This window comes from Mesorhizobium sp. LNHC252B00 (genome assembly GCF_000502955.1).
Lineage (GTDB): Bacteria > Pseudomonadota > Alphaproteobacteria > Rhizobiales > Rhizobiaceae > Mesorhizobium.
In genome coordinates this window covers 45224-61906 of the sequence record NZ_AYWO01000020.1, presented here as the reverse complement: position 1 = coordinate 61906, position 16683 = coordinate 45224, and the positions used below count along the sequence as shown (strand labels likewise).

The window sequence follows — 16683 nt, the reverse complement described above, 5'->3', positions numbered from 1 at the left end:
CCCCGCAAGGGGGGAGATCGGATGCCGTTGCTGCTTTCGCCAATCGCCAAGGTTGCAGGAGGAGCGACAAGGCCGAAGCTGCCAATCTCCCTCCTTGCGGGGGAGATGGCCGGCAGGCCAGAGGGGGGTGCCTCGCGCCGACATTTTCTTATTCCGGCACTTCTACCACGGCACCACTGAAATCTCCGGCCAGTTCTCCTTCGCACGCTTGCCCTTCACCTCGTGCGTGCGCTGATTGTCCATCACCCGGTTCGGCACGATGCGGAACGAAAAGATGTCGTCGAGCCCGAACGGCGCAACGAGATCGAGCTGCCCGTCCGCGTCGTATCGCACGCCGACCGCGTGGGTCTTAGAGGCGAAATAGCTGACGGATTCGCTGGAGCTCGTGTAGCGCGGGCAGGGTTGCCCGAATTTTAGGGGATACCACAGATGCACCCGCGCCTGGTTGCGCACCTCGACCGGCAGCGCCAGTCCATCAAAATGCACCGCCGCGCGGCGGATCACCGCGTCCTCCGCCTCGTAGGACAGGTCGCTGTCATCGAAATAGAACAGGTCGACATCTTTGATGCCATAGCCCGGCGGCTTGCCGGTCAGATGGTTCCAGACAGAGTTGTAGAGCGCGCCGGAGACGACCAGCCAGTCGGCAAGACCAAGCGCGCGGGCATGCGTCAGCGCTTCGCGAACAAGCGGATCGGCCGAGACGATCTCAAGAAACGCCATGCGTTGCGTTTCGAAAGGAAGGCCGGAATAGCGCAGATGGTCCATCGCCCTTTGGACGGCGATTCGCCACCTGCCCGCAAGTCTTGGCTCCTGCGCAATTCCCAAGGGAAAGCGCTATGCGTTTTTACCGGGAAAATCGTTACGCAGTTTTCCCAGAATTGCTCTAGCCGCGCAGAACGCCGCCGGTCTGCTTGCCGACATTATCGACGATGCGCTTGGCCAATGCCTCGAAATCCTCGTCGGTCAACGTCTTCTCGACCGGTTGGATCGATACTTCGATGGCGATCGACTTCTTGCCCGCTCCGAGCGATGCCCCTTCGAAAATATCGAAGACCGAAACGCCTGATATCAGCTTCTTGTCGGCGGCGAGCGCTGCGCGCACCAGCGTGCCGGCCTCGAGGGTCTTGTCGACGACGAAAGCGAAGTCGCGCTTGACCATCTGGAAGGCGGAGAGCTCGAGCTTCGGCTTGGTCTTCGTCGGCTTGGCCTTCGGCTCGGGCACGGCATCGACGAACACTTCGAAGCCGCAGAGTGGCCCGGAAGCGTCGAGGCCCTCAAGCGTCTTCGGGTGAAATTCACCGAAGGTGCCGAGCACGGTTTTCGGGCCGAGCTTGATCGTGCCGGAACGGCCGGGATGATACCAGCCCGGTCCGCCTGCCTCGATCTGCAGCCGCTCGACCGGCGCACCGCAGGCTTCGAGCGCGGCGATAGCGTCGGCCTTGGCGTCGAACACGCCGACCGGGCCGGAATTGCCGGCCCAGTTGCGGCCGGAGCCGTCGAGCTTGGCGGTACCGCGGCGCACGCCGGCGGCCACGCGCCGCTGCTGGTCGGCGCCGTCGCCTTCATAGGTGCCCGAAACTTCGAACAGCGCCACGTCGCCAATGCCCCTGTCGGCGTTGCGCTGGGCGGCGGAGATCAGCCCCGGCAGCAGCGAGGGCCGCATGTCGGACATGTCGGCGGCGATCGGGTTGGCGAGCTTCAGCGCGGTCTGGCCGCCGCCGAACAATTCGGCGTGTTTGGCCGGAATGAACGACCAGGTGACGGCTTCCATCATGCCGCGTACGGCAAGCGCGCGCTTGGCCGTACGGGTGCGGACCTGCAGCGTGGTGAGTATTCTCGCGTTGACCGCGTCATGCGCGCCGAGCGGCTGCGGGGCGATGTTGTCGACGCCGTGGATACGCATCACCTCCTCGACCAGATCGGCCTTGCCGTCGACATCGGGACGCCAGGACGGCACCGCCACATCGATGACGTCGCCCGAGCCCTCAGGCCTGAAGCCAAGGCGCGACAGGATATGGCGACTCTCCGATGTTGGCACTTCGATGCCGGTCAGCCGCTTCACTTCCGAGAGCGGGAAGGAGACGATCCTTGGTGTGTGGCCGGCATAGCCTGCCACTTCGATCTCCGTCGGCGTGCCGCCGCAGAAATCGAGCACCAATCTGGTCGCCAGCTCGACGCCGGGCACCATGAACTCGGGATCGACGCCGCGCTCGAAGCGATAGCGCGCGTCGGTGATGATGCCGAGCGTGCGGCCGGTGCGCGCGGTGGTAATCGGGTCCCAAAGGGCCGATTCGATCAGTACGTCCGTGGTGTTCTCGTCGCAGCCCGAATGCTCGCCGCCCATGATGCCGGCGATCGACTCGACGCCGTCTTCATCTGATATGACGCACATCTCCGGCGTCAGCGTGTATTCACGGCCGTCGAGCGCCTGTACCTTTTCGCCATCGCGCGCACGGCGCACGGTGAGATTGCCTGAGACCTTGCTGGCATCGAACACATGCAGCGGGCGGCCGCGATCGAAGGTGACGTAGTTGGTGATGTCGACCAGCGCGCTGATGGGCCTCAGACCAATGGCGATCAGCCGCTGCTGCAGCCATTTCGGCGACGGGCCGTTCTTGACGCCCTTGACCAGCCGCAGCGCGAAGCCGGGGCAGAGCTCCGGCGCTATGATCGTCACCTTGACCGGGCACATGCCGTTGCCGACATGCGGCATGATCGCGCCGCCGACGAGACGGCCAAGTCCACTCGCCGCCAGATCCCTGGCGATGCCGTAGACGCTGGTGGCGTCAGGCCGGTTCGGCGTCAGGTTGATCTCGATGACCGGATCGTCGAGATGCGCATAGGCCGCGAAGCTGGTGCCGACAGGCGCATCCTGGGGCAGGTCGATGATGCCGTCGTGCTCGTCCGACAGTTCCAGCTCGCGCTCAGAACACATCATGCCATGGCTTTCGACGCCCCTGATCTTGCCGACCGTCAGCGTCACGTCGATGCCGGGGACATAGGTGCCGGGCGCGGCAAAGGCGCCGATCAGACCCGCGCGGGCGTTAGGCGCGCCGCACACCACTTGCACGGGTGGCCTGCCATCGCCCGTATCCACGGTCAGCACGCGCAGCCGGTCGGCATCGGGGTGCTGAACCGCCGTCAGCACCTTGGCGATGACGAAGGGTTTCAGGCTCGACTTGTCGTCGACATGCTCGACTTCGAGGCCGATCGAGGTCAGCCGCTCGACGATCTCGCCGAGCGTGGCGTCGGTCTCGAGATGATCCTTGAGCCAGGAGAGGGTGAATTTCATTGGACTGTTCCGTCTGGTCTTTTGACGCTTGTTTTCAGATGTCTCGGCAGGTCGTCAGACATATGCAGGAAGGCAAGCTGCTCGCTGACATAGGCATGCAGCGTCGGCTCGAAATTGGCTGGTGCGTCCATGGCGCCGAGCATGAAATAGATGTCGTCCTCCAGCCGCTCGTCGACATAGGCGATGGGCGAGCCGCAGACGCCGCAGAACGAGCGCGTCACCGGGCCGTTCTCGAACATCTTCAGCGCCTTGCCTGTGAACGCGACCTGACCGGCCAGGAACCCGACAAAGGCCGATACCGGCGCGCCGCTCGCCCGCCGGCAATCGCCGCAGTGGCAATAGCTGACGTGATGCGGTTCGGCCGTGGCCTCGAACCGCACAGCGCCGCAGCGGCAGCCGCCGGCGTGCGGCGCTGTCATGCGCTTAGGCCCCCGAACAAGGTCGGCATGTCGAGCGGCCTGAAACCGTAATGCGACAGCCAGCGGACATCGGCGTCGAAGAAGGCGCGCAGGTCCGGCATGCCGTATTTCAGCATGGCGATGCGGTCGATGCCCATGCCCCAGGCAAAGCCCTGATATTCGTCCGGATCGAGCCCGCCATGGCGCAGCACGTTGGGATGCACCATGCCGCAGCCGAGGATCTCCATCCAATCGGAGCCTTCGCCGAAGCGTACTTCGCCGGGCCGCGAGCGGTCGCACTGGATGTCGACCTCGAGGCTCGGCTCGGTGAACGGGAAGAAGGACGGCCGGAAGCGCATCTTGACCTGCGGCACCTCGAAGAAGGCCTTGCAGAACTCCTCCAGCACCCACTTCATGTTGGCGACATTCGCCGTCTTGTCGATGACCAGCCCCTCGACCTGATGGAACATCGGCGAGTGGGTAGCGTCGGAATCCTGCCGATAAGTTTTTCCAGGAATGACGATGCGGATCGGCGGCTTCTTCGTCTCCATCGTGCGGATCTGCACCGGCGAGGTGTGGGTGCGCAAAAGCTTGCGCTCGCCCTTCTCGTCCGGCTGGAAGAAGAAGGTGTCGTGCATCTCGCGCGCCGGATGGCCTTCCGGGAAATTCAGCGCGGTGAAATTGTAGTAGTCGGTCTCGATATCTGGACCTTCGGCTATGGAGAAGCCGAGATCGCCGAAGATCGCCGCGATCTCGTCGATGACCTGGCTGATCGGATGGATGCGACCGCGCTCGGCCGGCGACTGCCGCACCGGCAGCGTCACGTCGACCCTTTCGGCGGCGAGACGCGCGGTGATCGCCGCATCCCTGAGCTCAGCCTTGCGGGCCGTCAGCGCATCGGTGACGCGGTTCTTGAGGCCGTTGATGGCCGGGCCCTTCACCTGGCGCTCCTCGGCGGTCATGGCGCCGAGCGTCTTCAGCATCTCGGAGATCGAACCCTTCTTGCCAAGAGCCGCGACTCGCACGGCCTCGATCGAGGCCTCGTCGGAGGCCGCTGCGATGTCGGCAAGCAGCGAGGCCTCCAGCGCTTCAAGATTTCCAGCTGTGTCGTTCACGGCGAAACTCTCTCGATCGGGCGACCGACACCATTTTGGTTCGTCGTCACCATTTTGGTTACATCAGGGTCAAAAAAGAACCCGCGCCAGCCGTGCCAGCGCGGGTTCCCCAAATCAGAATTGCGAATGCTTGGGAAGCGCTGGTCTTAGGCGACAGCGCTTTCAAAAGCGTTCGGCGTGGTGTTCTTCAGATATTCGAGCGCCACCTTGGCTTTGGCGACCAGGGCTGCGAAAGCCTGCGGCTCATGGATGGCCATGTCCGACAGGATCTTGCGATCGATCTCGATGCCGGCCTTGTTGAGGCCGTCGATGAAGCGGCCGTAGGTCAGGCCATGCTCGTGGGTCGCTGCGTTGATGCGCTGGATCCACAGCGCGCGGAACGAGCGCTTGCGGTTCTTGCGGTCGCGGTAAGCGTACTGCAGCGACTTTTCCACCGCCTGCTTGGCGATGCGGATGGTGTTCTTGCGGCGGCCATAGAAGCCCTTGGCGGCTTTCAGGACCTTCTTGTGCTTGGCGTGCGAGGTGACGCCTCTCTTTACGCGTGCCATGTCATGATCTCCTTAAAAGCAATTCCAGGAAAAGTGCCTTGCGGTTTTCCGTTCGGAATTGCGTAAAACAAATGCGTGTCCGGACCGAATGCCTTATTTGAGCGGGATGTTATCCAAAAAGTCTGCAACTTTTTGGCATCGCGCCTTAGAGGCCGTTCGGCAGAAAATTCTTGATGACCTTCTTGCCATCCGGTTCAGCCAGAACCATCGTGCCGCGGGCATTTCGAATGAACTTGTTGGAACGCTTGATCATGCCGTGACGCTTGCCGGCCGCAGCCGACAAAACTTTACCCGTACCTGTGATCTTGAACCGCTTTTTGGCGGCGGACTTGGTCTTCATCTTGGGCATTTTGCTACTCCGTTTCTATGAGGTCCCTGTCGTGCCTCCGGCACTCCACGCCTCTTGTCTTGTTCGCTTCGGGCCGACCAAAGCCCGAAAAGCAAATGAAACCGCCACGGCATGCCCTGCCGGGCGGTTTTCTTGAACGGCGGTCCTATACGTCAAAGCCGGCGGCTGTGCAACACCAGTAGAGATGCGGCTCTGTCGTCGAGTCAGGGCAGCCGGAACAATACCGGCAGCATGCCCGACTGCTGGGCGCCGTCGATCAGTTCGAAGGCCGGCAGCGCGACGAGGAACACCAGGCCGTCGAGCAGCGTGGTCAACAATAGGCGCGGCTTGAAGCTGCCGGTATCACCCTCCTGGTAAAGGGAAAGCTTCGGGAAGAAGCGCGGCACTCTCGCCAGATAGGCCTGATATGTGGCGGGAAGCGCTTCCTTGAGGAACTTCTCCTCGCGCAGGATGACGATATGGAAGGCGCCCGCGCACAGAAGCGCGAAGAGAGCGATGCCGGAGAACGAGCCGATCTGCGCCCCGACGCCGGCCGCGGCTACGGTCGAGAAGACATAGAGTGGGTTGCGGGTGATCGAGTAAGGCCCGCCGGTCACCACCTCGGAAGATTTGCGTCCGCCTATGTAGAGCGTCGACCAAAGGCGCCCGACGATGCCGAGGAAAATCAGCAGCACGCCGAACATTTCGATCGACTCATGCACCGGCGTGTCGGGCGGAAAGGTCGATTGGCCGAACAGCAGCGCTGCGAACAGCACCGCCACGAGCCCGGCAAGCACCATCCGACGCGTACGCTGGTAATTGCCCAGCCCGTATTTGAGTTCTTTATCCAACCTTGGAATCCGATCATCGTAGAGCGTGATGCATGTCGCCCGAAGGCGCGGTCTTGTGACATGCATAAAAAACCGGCGATCGCAGCCTCGGCCAAAGAAAACAGGCGTCCCGCCGATCGCCGGGACGCCTTGGGATGTGATTCAGGCGGATTTAAGCGCGTTAGCGCGTCATCGTGACTGAGGTGTGTTGATAGTTCAGCACACCTTAGCGCGGCGACAGCACCATCATCATCTGCCGGCCTTCGAGCTTCGGTTCCGCTTCGACCTTGGCAATCGTCGCCACTTCCTCGCGGACCTTGTTCAAAAGCTGCATACCGAGTTCCATATGCGCCATCTCACGGCCACGGAACCGCAGCGTCAGCTTGACCTTGTCGCCTTCCTCGAAGAAGCGGCGAACCGCCTTCATCTTGGTCTCGTAGTCATGGCTGTCGATGTTCGGGCGCATCTTGATCTCCTTGATCTCGATGACCTTCTGGTTCTTGCGCGCCTCGGCCGCCTTCTTCTGGTTGGCGTATTTCAACTTGCCGAGATCGAGAATCTTGACGACGGGGGGCACCGCATTGGGCGATATCTCGACGAGATCAAGCCCAGCCTCTTCGGCGAGCAGCAATGCGTCGTTGATGGAAACATCGCCGCGGTTCTGGCCTTCGGCGTCGATAAGCTGGACCCGGGGAACCCGGATATCACGGTTGGAGCGCGGGCCATCCTTGGTCGGCGCCGCTGCTTTGAAAGGTCTGCGAATGGTCGTGGTCTCCTTGGCCGTTTCGTTCAGGGTTTGTCAGTGTTGATGCGTGGACGCGTCAATGTGGTGAGCGCGCGGGCGGAGTCAATAGCACAGCATTGACAGAAAATCACCCTGATCGCTGCCCTGCACCAAACAAAGAAACATCGCGAGCACTTTCCGCCTCGCCGCTGGCTGTGCCACAAGACCGACGTTGAGGAAAAAGCCATGAACGCCACGCCCCCCATCTTTATCGATGTCCCAATCTTTCCCGGTGTTGGGGGATCGCGCATCGCGGTGCGCCATAGTGCCGGCTCCGCGCCCGGCATCGTCTGGCTTGGCGGCTACAAGTCGGACATGCTGGGCACGAAGGCGCAGACGCTGTCGGATTGGGCGGCAAGGGAAGGCCGCGCGTTCCTACGCCATGATTATTCCGGCCATGGCGAATCCGGCGGCGCCTTTGCCGACGGCACGATTTCGATATGGCTCGCGCAGAGCCTTGCCGTGTTCCGGCATTTCACCAAGGGCCGGCAGATCCTGGTCGGCTCCTCGATGGGCGCCTGGATAGCGCTGCGCATGGTGCAGGAATTGCACAAAGCGGGCGGCAGCAGCGTCGCCGGCCTGGTGCTGCTGGCGCCGGCGCCTGATTTTACCACCGAACTGGTCGAACCGGTGCTGACCAAGGCGCAGAAGCGCGATCTCGTCAAAAAAGGCTTCTTCGAGGAGCCGTCGGACTATTCCGCCGAGCCTTACATCTATACGCGCGCTCTGATCGAGGACGGGCGCGAAAACAGGGTGATGACGGGCCCGATCGACACGCATTGCCCGGTGCACATCCTGCAGGGGCTGGCCGATGCTGACGTGCCGGCAAGCCACGCGCTGAAGCTGGTCAGCCTGCTGCCGGCCGACGACGTGACCTTGTCGCTGATCCCCGATGGCGACCACCGCCTGTCGCGGCCGCAGGATCTCGACATGTTGGTGCGGGCCGTCGATGCGATGGCACAGAGGGGAAACTGAACTGATGCGCCTTTCCATTCCGATATCCGCCTTCGTCGCGGCGATCGTCGGTTTCGGCGGCACGCTGGCCATCGTCATTGCCGCCGCCAAGGCGGTCGGTGCGACGCAGATCGAGACGGCGAGCTGGGTAACGGCGATCTGCCTGGCGATGGCGATCGAGTGCCTGTGGCTGTCCTGGCGCACGAAAATGCCTGTTATCACCGCATGGTCGACGCCGGGTCTGGCGCTGATCGCCGCGTCGAGCGGCTTTTCGATGAACGAGGCGGTCGGCGCCTTCATCGTCACCGGCATCCTGTTGATCGCCACCGGCCTGTTCGGACCACTGACGCGGCTGATCGCCAGGATACCGGCGTCGGTGGCATCCGGCATGCTGGCCGGCATCCTCGTCAGCTTCGCCATCAACGCAGTCAAGGCCATCCCCGCCGATCCCTGGCTGATCCTGCCGCTGATCGCGGCCTTCTTCGTCATCAGGCTGTTCAATCCGGCGGTGTCGGTGCTGGTGGTGCTGATCGGCGGCGGCCTCGCGGCATTTCTCACCGGCCGCGTCGGCGGCCTGCCGACGCCGGAACTGTCGACGCTGACGCTGATCGCGCCGCAGTTCAGCGCCGCCGCGATCATCGGCCTGGCACTGCCGCTCTATCTCGTCACCATGGCTTCGCAGAACCTCTCCGGCCTCGCCGTGCTGCGCGCCGCCGGCTATCACCCGGAGCCCGGGCCGCTGATCGGCGTCACCGGCCTGTTTTCGCTGCTGTCGGCGCCGTTTGGCGGCTCGACCACCAATCTGGCGGCGATTTCGGCGGCGATCTGCACCGGGCCTGACGTCCATCCGGACCCCGCCGAGCGCTGGAAGACCGGTCCGTTCTATGCGCTCGCCTATCTCATCTTCGCCATTTTCGGCGCTTCGCTGGTGGCGATATTCGCCGTCCTGCCGCAGAGCCTGATCGTGCTGGTGGCCGGTCTCGCGCTGATGGCGCCGCTTGCCAATGCTTTGTCGATCGCCTTGAAGGATGAAGGCGAACGCATGCCTGCCACCGTCACCTTCGCCGTCACCGCGTCGGGACTGACGCTGTTCGGCGTCGGCGCGGCATTTTGGGGACTTGTCGCCGGATTGGTCGTGCTTTTCCTCGAAGCATTCAAAAAGCAACAATCATTTCAGCCTCTTGTCCGGTTTTGGCGGATATTGTCTTGAATCGCCGTTTTCTTCTTCCCATTTCGATTCCACACAGCCGGTCTTGGCTGTCTCCAACCGAAGGAATGGGAGAAAATGAACACATCTGCATTGATCCGCCCGGCTTGGACGCCGGCAACCATCGCGTTGATGGTGATCGGTTTCATGGTGTTCTGGCCACTCGGCTTCGCCATGCTCGCCTACATCATCTGGGGCGACCGCCTCGACGGCTTGAAGCGTGACGTCAACCGGGCCACCGACGGCATCTTCGCCGGCTGCCGCCGTGGTTCCGACAAGGCGGCGCGCTGGGGTCACGGCTCCGCCCGCACCGGCAACGTCGCCTTTGACGACTGGCGCGAAAAGGAACTTGAGCGCCTCGCTGAGGAACGCCGCAAGCTCGACGAGATGCTGACCGAGTTCGACGACTACGCCCGCGAATTGCGCCGAGCCAAGGACCAGGACGAGTTCGACCGCTTCATGGCCAACCGCAACAAGTCGACGGCGCCGACGAAGGCCGATCCGAGCACCGGGACGACCACCAAGCGCGGCAAGGGTTCGAACCTGCTTGACGACTGACATCCAGCGACTGGTCAGATCGTGAAAAAACGGCGTCGCACGAGCGGCGCCGTTTCTTTTTTGTTCCATTCTTTATTCTATCCGTTTTCCTCGAATCGCGTATCGTCCGGCCATGTCCTTCGGCTTCTTCCGCAATTTGACAAAGCCCAAGCCCGCGCCTGTCGAAGAGCGCGAGCATGTCGTTGCCGGCCGCTCGTTGCCACTCAAGATCGTCGAAAACGACCGCGCCCGACGGCTGACGCTGCGCATCGATTCCGGCGGCCGTGGCCTGCGCATTACGGTGCCGCCGGGCTTGCGCCGGGGCGAGGTGGAAAAATTCCTCGACCGCCATCAGGACTGGCTGGAACAGCGGCTGGCCAAGGTTCCGGCTCGGCCGCAGGTGCGGCCCGGCATCAAGATTCCGGTGCGTGGCGTGGCGCATCGCATCGTCCACGAGCCGTCAAAGCGCGGGACCGTGACGGTGTCGAGCGATGAGCGCGGGCCGCTGCTGATCGTGCACGGCGATCGCATACACCTGCCGCGCCGCATCACCGACTTTCTCAAGCGCGAGGCCAAGAAGGACATCGAGAAGCTGGTGCTCAAGCACACCCAGGCGTTGGGCAAGCGCGCCAAGGCCGTCCGCTTCAAGGACACGTCGAGCCGCTGGGGCTCCTGCACCTCCGACGGCAATCTGTCCTTCTCCTGGCGGATCATGATGGCGCCGTCGCCGGTGATCAATTACCTCGTCGCGCATGAAGTCGCGCATCTCAAGGAGATGAACCACGGTCCGAAATTCTGGAAGCTGTGCGAGCAGCTTTGCCCGGACACCGAGCGCTGCAAGGTCTGGCTGAAGCGCAATGGCGGCGCGCTTCAGGCGATTGCGTTCGAATAGGGATGGGCGAAGTGAGGCCTTAAGGGCTGTCCGCTGTCCGCTGTCAACGGTGCAAACGATGGAGATGGGCTGAGCCATCTCAACTTCGTCATCCTGGGGCGAAGCAAGGAGCGAAGTGACGCGGCGCAGACCCTAGGATCCATGCCGTGACGCACAAGCGCCGCAACGGTGCAGGTCTCGGATATCCACCAGAACAAAACGAACGCATTCATTCTCCACCGTCGCATTTTTCGGAGGATGTCACGGCATGGATCCTAGGGTCTGCGCTCCGCTTCGCGTCGCTCCGCCCTAGGATGACGACATTCAATCGTCATTCGTCGCGTTGAGTTCCTCCGGACGCAGCCCCTCTTCGCCGTGATGCGGCCACGGCAAAAAATTGCGGTCGAAGGCATCGCTGCCGAAATAGTCGAGCGCGCGGTGCGCCTCGGCGCCGTTGAAGGCGGCCTTGTCCATCAGGTGCGCAATGACCTCGCGCGCCTGCGTTATCTTCTGCCTGAGTTCGGCAACGGTTCTCTCGGTCATGATCGTACTCCCGCCTTGTCCATCCATAGGTAGCGCCTTTGGCGTTGCCGGCAAACAGTATGCTTTTTCTCGACTCTTTTCGCTTTTCATGCCAATTCCCGCGCATGGCACTCGACATCAAGATCTGCGGCTTGAAGACCGACGGGGCAATGGCCGCGGCGCTGGCCTGCGGCGCCAGCCATGTCGGCTTTATTTTCTTTGCCAAAAGCCCACGCTATGTCGAACCTGCCGAGGCTGGCCGTCTGCGCGAGGCGGCGCGTGGCAAGGCGATTGCGGTTGCGGTCACCGTCGATGCAGGCGACACCTTCCTGGACGAAATCGTTGCCAAGATGCAGCCCGACATGCTGCAGCTGCATGGCGCGGAGACGCCGGAGCGGGTGACCGAGATGAAAGCCCGCTATGGCCTGCCGGTGATGAAGGCGCTGCCGCTCAGCGAGGCCGCGGATCTCGAACGGATAAAGCCGTTCGTCGGCATCGCCGACCGGTTCCTGTTCGACGCCAAGCCGCCGAAAGGCTCCGAACTGCCGGGGGGCAATGGTGTTGTCTACGACTGGCGCATCCTCGCCGGCCTTGACGCCGGCGTCGATTACATGCTTTCCGGTGGGCTCAACGCCGGCAATATCGGCGATGCCCTTCGGCTTGCCAATCCGCCCGGAATAGACATTTCCTCAGGCGTGGAAAGTGCGCCGGGCGTCAAGGATCCGGCGCTGATCGAGCAGTTTTTCCGGGCCGTCAGGGCAGCGCGCGACAACCGCGCCGCCTGACCGGTTCAATCCAGAGCATGCGGGGAACCGGTTTTCCGACAAGCATGCTCAAGAAATCAAGATGCCAGGAGATCGGCGATGAACAAGCCGGCGATACCCAATTCCTTCCGCACCGGGCCCGACGAAAAGGGCATGTTCGGCATTTTCGGCGGTCGTTTCGTTGCCGAAACGCTGATGCCGCTGATCCTCGACCTGGAGCGGCACTGGAACGAGGTCAAGAACGATGCGGATTTCAGGGCTGAACTGACTGACCTCTCGACCCACTATGCCGGGCGACCCTCGAAGCTTTATTTCGCTGAAGGCCTGACACGCCATCTCGGCGGCGCGAAAGTCTATTTCAAGCGCGAGGATCTGAACCACACCGGCTCGCACAAGATCAACAATTGTCTCGGCCAGATCCTGCTGGCCAAGCGCATGGGCAAGAAGCGCATCATCGCCGAGACCGGTGCCGGGCAGCACGGCGTGGCGTCGGCGACGGTCGCGGCCCGCTTCGGCTTTCCCTGCGTCGTCTACATGGGCGCCACCGATGTCGCCCGGCAAAGCCCCAACGTCTTCCGCATGAAGCTGCTCGGCGCCGAAGTGCGGCCGGTGACCGCCGGCCACGGCACGCTTAAGGACGCAATGAACGAAGCCCTTCGTGATTGGGTCACCAATGTCGAGGATACTTACTACCTGATCGGCACCGCCGCAGGCCCGCATCCATATCCGGAACTGGTGCGCGACTTCCAGTCGGTGATCGGCATCGAGGCGCGGGCGCAGATCCTCGAGCAGGAGGGCCGGCTGCCGGACACCATCATCGCCGCTGTCGGCGGCGGTTCGAACGCCATCGGCCTGTTCCATCCCTTCCTGGACGACAAGGAGGTGCGCATTATTGGCATCGAGGCCGGCGGCCGTGGCCTCGACGGCATCGAGCATTGCGCCTCGATGAATGCCGGCGCACCGGGCGTGCTGCACGGCAACCGCACCTATCTCCTGCAGAATGCCGACGGCCAGATCATGGACGGGCATTCGATCTCGGCCGGTCTCGATTATCCCGGCGTCGGCCCGGAGCATTCCTGGCTGCGTGATTCAGGCCGCGTCGAATATGTGCCGATCCTCGATGACGAAGCGCTGGAGGCCTTCAAGCTGACGACGCGGGTCGAAGGCATCATCCCGGCGCTGGAATCGGCGCATGCCATCGCGCATGCGGTGAAGATCGTGCCTGCGATGAACAAGGACCAGATCGTGATCGTCAACCTGTCCGGCCGTGGCGACAAGGACGTGCATACTGTGGCCTCGATGCTGGGCATGGAGATCTGATCATGGTGACCCGCATCGATCGCCGCATGGCGAAGCTGAAGACCGAAGGCCGCCCGGCCCTCGTCACCTATTTTATGGGTGGCGACCCGGACTACGACACCTCGCTGTCGATCATGAAGGCACTGCCTGGCGCAGGCGCCGACATCATCGAGCTCGGCATGCCGTTTTCCGATCCGATGGCCGACGGCCCGGCGATCCAGGCCGCGGGCCTCAGGGCGCTGAAAGGCGGCCAGACGCTGGTCAAGACACTCAAGATGGCGGCGGAGTTCCGGACCGGCGACAACGAGACACCGATCGTGCTGATGGGCTATTACAACCCGATCTACATCTATGGCGTCGACCGCTTCCTCACGGATGCTATTGCCAGCGGCATCGATGGGCTGATCGTCGTCGACCTGCCGCCGGAGATGGATGAGGAACTGTGCATTCCGGCGCTGAAAGCCGGTATCAATTTCATTCGGCTGGCGACGCCGACCACCGACGACAAGCGCCTGCCCAAGGTGCTGCAGAACACGTCGGGCTTCGTCTATTACGTATCGATGACCGGCATCACCGGCTCGGCGCTGGCCGACACCGGCAAGGTGGCGGCGGCCGTCAAGCGCATCAAGGGCCATACCGGCCTGCCGGTCTGCGTCGGCTTCGGCGTCAAGACCGCCGAGCAGGCCCGCGTGATCGGCGCCAATGCCGACGGCGTCGTCGTCGGCACCGCGATCGTCAATGCAGTGGCCAATGTCCTGGGGCCGAAAGGCGAGAAGACCGCCGACCCTGCCGAAGCCGTGGCCACGCTGGTCAGCGGTCTTGCGCAAGGTGTGCGCTCGGCCCGCCTTGCTGCCGCCGAATAGTTTCCCTACCTCTTTACCCAACTCTTCGTCAGGACAGGAGCCGAAGCGATGAACTGGATCACCAATTACGTTCGCCCGAAGATCAATTCGATGCTCGGCCGGCGCACCGACATGCCCGAGAATCTCTGGATCAAGGATCCGGAGACCGGCGAGATGGTGTTCCACAAGGATCTGGAATCCAACCAGTTCGTCATCCCTTCGTCAGGTCATCACATGAAGATCTCGGCCAAGGAGCGGCTGAAATTCTTCTTCGACGACGGCAAATACGAGACCCTGGACAACCCCAAGGTCATGCAGGACCCGCTGAAATTCCGCGACGAGAAGCGTTATGTCGACCGGCTGAAGGACGCCAAGGCCAAGACCGGCCTGGAAGACGCGATCATCAACGCGCTGGGGACCGTCGAGGGCCTGCCGGTTGTGGTCACGGTGCAGGACTTCGCCTTCATGGGCGGCTCGCTCGGTATGGCCGCCGGCGACGCCATCGTGCATGGCTTTGAAGTCGCCCTGCAGCGCAAGCGGCCGCTGATCCTGTTTGCCGCCTCCGGCGGTGCCCGCATGCAGGAAGGTATTTTGTCCCTCATGCAATTGCCGAGGACCACGGTCGGCGTCGACAGGCTGAAGGAAGCCGGTCTTCCCTACATCGTCGTTTTGACCAACCCGACCACCGGCGGCGTCACTGCCTCCTACGCCATGCTGGGCGACGTGCACATCGCCGAGCCCGGCGCGCTGATCGGCTTTGCCGGACCGCGCGTGATCGAACAGACCATCCGCGAAAAGCTGCCAGATGGCTTCCAGCGCTCCGAATATCTGATGGAGCATGGCATGGTCGACATGGTGGTGTCGCGGCTGGAACTGCGCGAAACCATCGCGCGCCTGCTCAGGATGCTGCTCAAGCTGCCGGAGGAGCAAAAGCCGATCGAGCCGGAAATCCTGCCGCCGGCTACCATTCCGACGGAAGCCCGACCGCACGCCTGACGCGACATCGTGCGCCCCGAACCACGATTGCGCGTGCTTTGCGGCCCGCATAGGATTCTTCCATGATGACGCTTGCCGCCGACCGCGAAATCGAAGCCCTGATGGCGCTTCACCCGAAAGGCTTCGACCTTTCGCTCGACCGCATTTCGCGGCTGCTGGAGCGGCTTGACAACCCGCAGGACCGGCTGCCGCCGGTCATCCACATCGCCGGCACCAATGGCAAGGGTTCGTGCGCCGCGTTTTCGCGCGCCCTGCTCGAGGCAGCGGACTACCGCGTCCATGTCCACACCTCGCCGCATCTGGTCAATTGGCATGAGCGCTACCGGCTGGCCGCCGATGGCGGCGGCAGGCTGGTCGAGGACAGGGTGTTCGCCGATGCCATAGCGCGCGTCGCCAGGGCCAACGAAGGTGAGACGATTACCGTCTTCGAGATCCTCACCGCTGTCACCTTCCTCCTGTTTTCCGAACACCAGGCCGATGCCGCCATCATCGAGGTCGGGCTCGGCGGCCGTTTCGACGCCACCAATGTCGTCAAGGAGCCGGCCGTATCGGTGATCATGCCGGTGTCGCTCGATCACGAGGCCTATCTCGGCGACCGTGTCGAACTGATCGCCGCCGAAAAGGCCGGGATCATCAAGCCTGGCTGCCCGGTGGTCATCGGCGCACAGGAAAGCGAGACAGCACTGCAGGTGCTGATCGAAACCGCCGATCGGCTTGAGTGCCCGACCTTCGTCTACGGCCAGGATTTCCTCGCCTATGAAGAAAACGGCCGCATGGTCTACCAGGACGAGGACGGGTTGATGGACCTGCCGCCGCCACGGCTGCCGGGGCGCCACCAGTTCGCCAATGCGGCGGCGGCGATCGCCGCGGTCAAGGCGGCCGGTTTCGAGATCAGCCATCGCGCCGCCGAAAAGGCGATGATCAATGTCGCTTGGCCCGGCCGCATGCAGAAGCTGGCGCAGGGCCGGCTGGCGGAACTGGCACCGAAGGGTGCCGACATCTGGCTGGACGGCGGCCACAATCCGGGCGCCGGCATGGTGGTTGCCGAAGCGCTAGCCGAGCAGGAAGAAAAGAACCCGCGTCCGCTCTTGCTCATTTCCGGCATGATCAACACCAAGGACCAGAGCGGCTATTTCCGGGCTTTCAAAGGCCTTGCCCGGCATGTCTACACGGTGCCGGTGAGCCTCAGCGAGGCCGGCGTGCCGAACGACGAACTGGCGATCCGCGCGACGGAAGCGGGACTGACGGCCGAGCCGGTGAGTTCGGTTGCCAATGCGCTGATGCTGCTGCGCGACACCTGGGACGGCCCGCCGCCGCGCATCCTGATCGGCGGTTCATTGTACCTGGCTGGCGCGGTGCTGGCCGAGAACGGCACGCCGCCGACCTGAGGCCAGAC

The 16683-nt window shown here is 63.0% G+C and carries 18 protein-coding genes; 9 read left to right on the top strand and 9 right to left on the bottom strand.

The window, feature by feature from the left end; genetic code table 11:
- Window positions 1-162: 162 nt before the first annotated feature.
- From X744_RS148220 to infC, 8 genes are all read right to left on the bottom strand, one after another.
- Window positions 163-765 carry a nucleotidyltransferase family protein gene (locus X744_RS148220; protein WP_023761163.1) on the bottom strand — a complete coding sequence of 201 codons (603 nt, stop codon included), beginning with the start codon at window positions 763-765 and terminating at the stop codon, window positions 163-165.
- 118 nt (window positions 766-883) lie between these two features.
- A complete protein-coding gene (gene pheT / locus X744_RS148225) occupies window positions 884-3292 on the bottom strand; it encodes a phenylalanine--tRNA ligase subunit beta (RefSeq protein ID WP_023761162.1) in 2409 nt (802 codons plus the stop codon).
- Window positions 3289-3711 carry a GFA family protein gene (locus tag X744_RS148230; RefSeq protein WP_023761161.1) on the bottom strand — a complete coding sequence of 141 codons (423 nt, stop codon included), beginning with the start codon at window positions 3709-3711 and terminating at the stop codon, window positions 3289-3291. The genes pheT and X744_RS148230 overlap by 4 nt, the downstream gene beginning before the upstream one ends.
- On the bottom strand, window positions 3708-4805 hold the full coding sequence (gene pheS, locus X744_RS148235) for a phenylalanine--tRNA ligase subunit alpha (protein ID WP_023761160.1): 1098 nt from the start codon (window positions 4803-4805) through the stop codon (window positions 3708-3710). Before pheS ends, X744_RS148230 begins: the two co-directional genes overlap by 4 nt.
- 146 nt (window positions 4806-4951) lie before the next feature.
- On the bottom strand, window positions 4952-5353 hold the full coding sequence (rplT, locus tag X744_RS148240) for a 50S ribosomal protein L20 (protein ID WP_006201247.1): 402 nt from the start codon (window positions 5351-5353) through the stop codon (window positions 4952-4954).
- A 145-nt stretch (window positions 5354-5498) separates the two neighbouring features.
- Window positions 5499-5702: a 50S ribosomal protein L35 gene (gene rpmI / locus X744_RS148245; protein ID WP_006201248.1), complete on the bottom strand. Its 204-nt coding sequence runs from the start codon at window positions 5700-5702 to the stop codon at window positions 5499-5501.
- A gap of 203 nt (window positions 5703-5905) precedes the next feature.
- Entirely contained in the window at window positions 5906-6532 is a 627-nt protein-coding gene (locus tag X744_RS148250) for an isoprenylcysteine carboxylmethyltransferase family protein (protein ID WP_023761159.1), read from the bottom strand.
- Window positions 6533-6737: 205 nt separating this feature from the next.
- Window positions 6738-7274, bottom strand: a complete 537-nt coding sequence (gene infC, locus X744_RS148255; RefSeq protein ID WP_013528312.1) for a translation initiation factor IF-3 — start codon at window positions 7272-7274, stop codon at window positions 6738-6740.
- 207 nt (window positions 7275-7481) lie between these two features.
- Between infC and X744_RS148260 the strand changes: the two genes are divergently transcribed.
- The 4 genes from X744_RS148260 (at window position 7482) to X744_RS148275 (ending at window position 10885) form a co-directional block, all read left to right on the top strand.
- Window positions 7482-8270, top strand: a complete 789-nt coding sequence (locus tag X744_RS148260) for an alpha/beta hydrolase (RefSeq protein ID WP_023761157.1) — start codon at window positions 7482-7484, stop codon at window positions 8268-8270.
- 4 nt (window positions 8271-8274) lie between these two features.
- Window positions 8275-9459, top strand: a complete 1185-nt coding sequence (locus X744_RS148265; protein WP_023761156.1) for a benzoate/H(+) symporter BenE family transporter — start codon at window positions 8275-8277, stop codon at window positions 9457-9459.
- A 75-nt stretch (window positions 9460-9534) separates the two neighbouring features.
- Entirely contained in the window at window positions 9535-10014 is a 480-nt protein-coding gene (locus tag X744_RS148270; RefSeq protein WP_023761155.1) for a DUF2852 domain-containing protein, read from the top strand.
- Between the two features lie 112 nt (window positions 10015-10126).
- On the top strand, window positions 10127-10885 hold the full coding sequence (locus X744_RS148275) for a M48 family metallopeptidase (protein WP_023761154.1): 759 nt from the start codon (window positions 10127-10129) through the stop codon (window positions 10883-10885).
- A gap of 303 nt (window positions 10886-11188) precedes the next feature.
- Here X744_RS148275 and X744_RS148280 read toward each other — a convergent pair whose 3' ends face one another.
- Window positions 11189-11407, bottom strand: coding sequence for a hypothetical protein (locus tag X744_RS148280; RefSeq protein WP_023761153.1), 219 nt, complete (start codon window positions 11405-11407; stop codon window positions 11189-11191).
- A 104-nt stretch (window positions 11408-11511) separates the two neighbouring features.
- Between X744_RS148280 and X744_RS148285 the strand changes: the two genes are divergently transcribed.
- The 5 genes from X744_RS148285 to X744_RS148305 all read left to right on the top strand — a co-directional run bounded on the left by X744_RS148285 (window position 11512) and on the right by X744_RS148305 (window position 16675).
- Window positions 11512-12171, top strand: a complete 660-nt coding sequence (locus tag X744_RS148285) for a phosphoribosylanthranilate isomerase (protein ID WP_023761152.1) — start codon at window positions 11512-11514, stop codon at window positions 12169-12171.
- A 78-nt stretch (window positions 12172-12249) separates the two neighbouring features.
- Window positions 12250-13470, top strand: coding sequence for a tryptophan synthase subunit beta (gene trpB / locus X744_RS148290; protein WP_023761151.1), 1221 nt, complete (start codon window positions 12250-12252; stop codon window positions 13468-13470).
- Between the two features lie 2 nt (window positions 13471-13472).
- Window positions 13473-14312 (top strand): tryptophan synthase subunit alpha, encoded by an 840-nt coding sequence (gene trpA, locus X744_RS148295; RefSeq protein WP_023761150.1) that lies wholly within the window; start codon window positions 13473-13475, stop codon window positions 14310-14312.
- A 48-nt stretch (window positions 14313-14360) separates the two neighbouring features.
- A complete protein-coding gene (gene accD / locus X744_RS148300; protein ID WP_023761149.1) occupies window positions 14361-15287 on the top strand; it encodes an acetyl-CoA carboxylase, carboxyltransferase subunit beta in 927 nt (308 codons plus the stop codon).
- 62 nt (window positions 15288-15349) lie between these two features.
- Window positions 15350-16675 carry a folylpolyglutamate synthase/dihydrofolate synthase family protein gene (locus X744_RS148305; protein WP_023761148.1) on the top strand — a complete coding sequence of 442 codons (1326 nt, stop codon included), beginning with the start codon at window positions 15350-15352 and terminating at the stop codon, window positions 16673-16675.
- The last annotated feature ends 8 nt before the right edge of the window (window positions 16676-16683 follow it).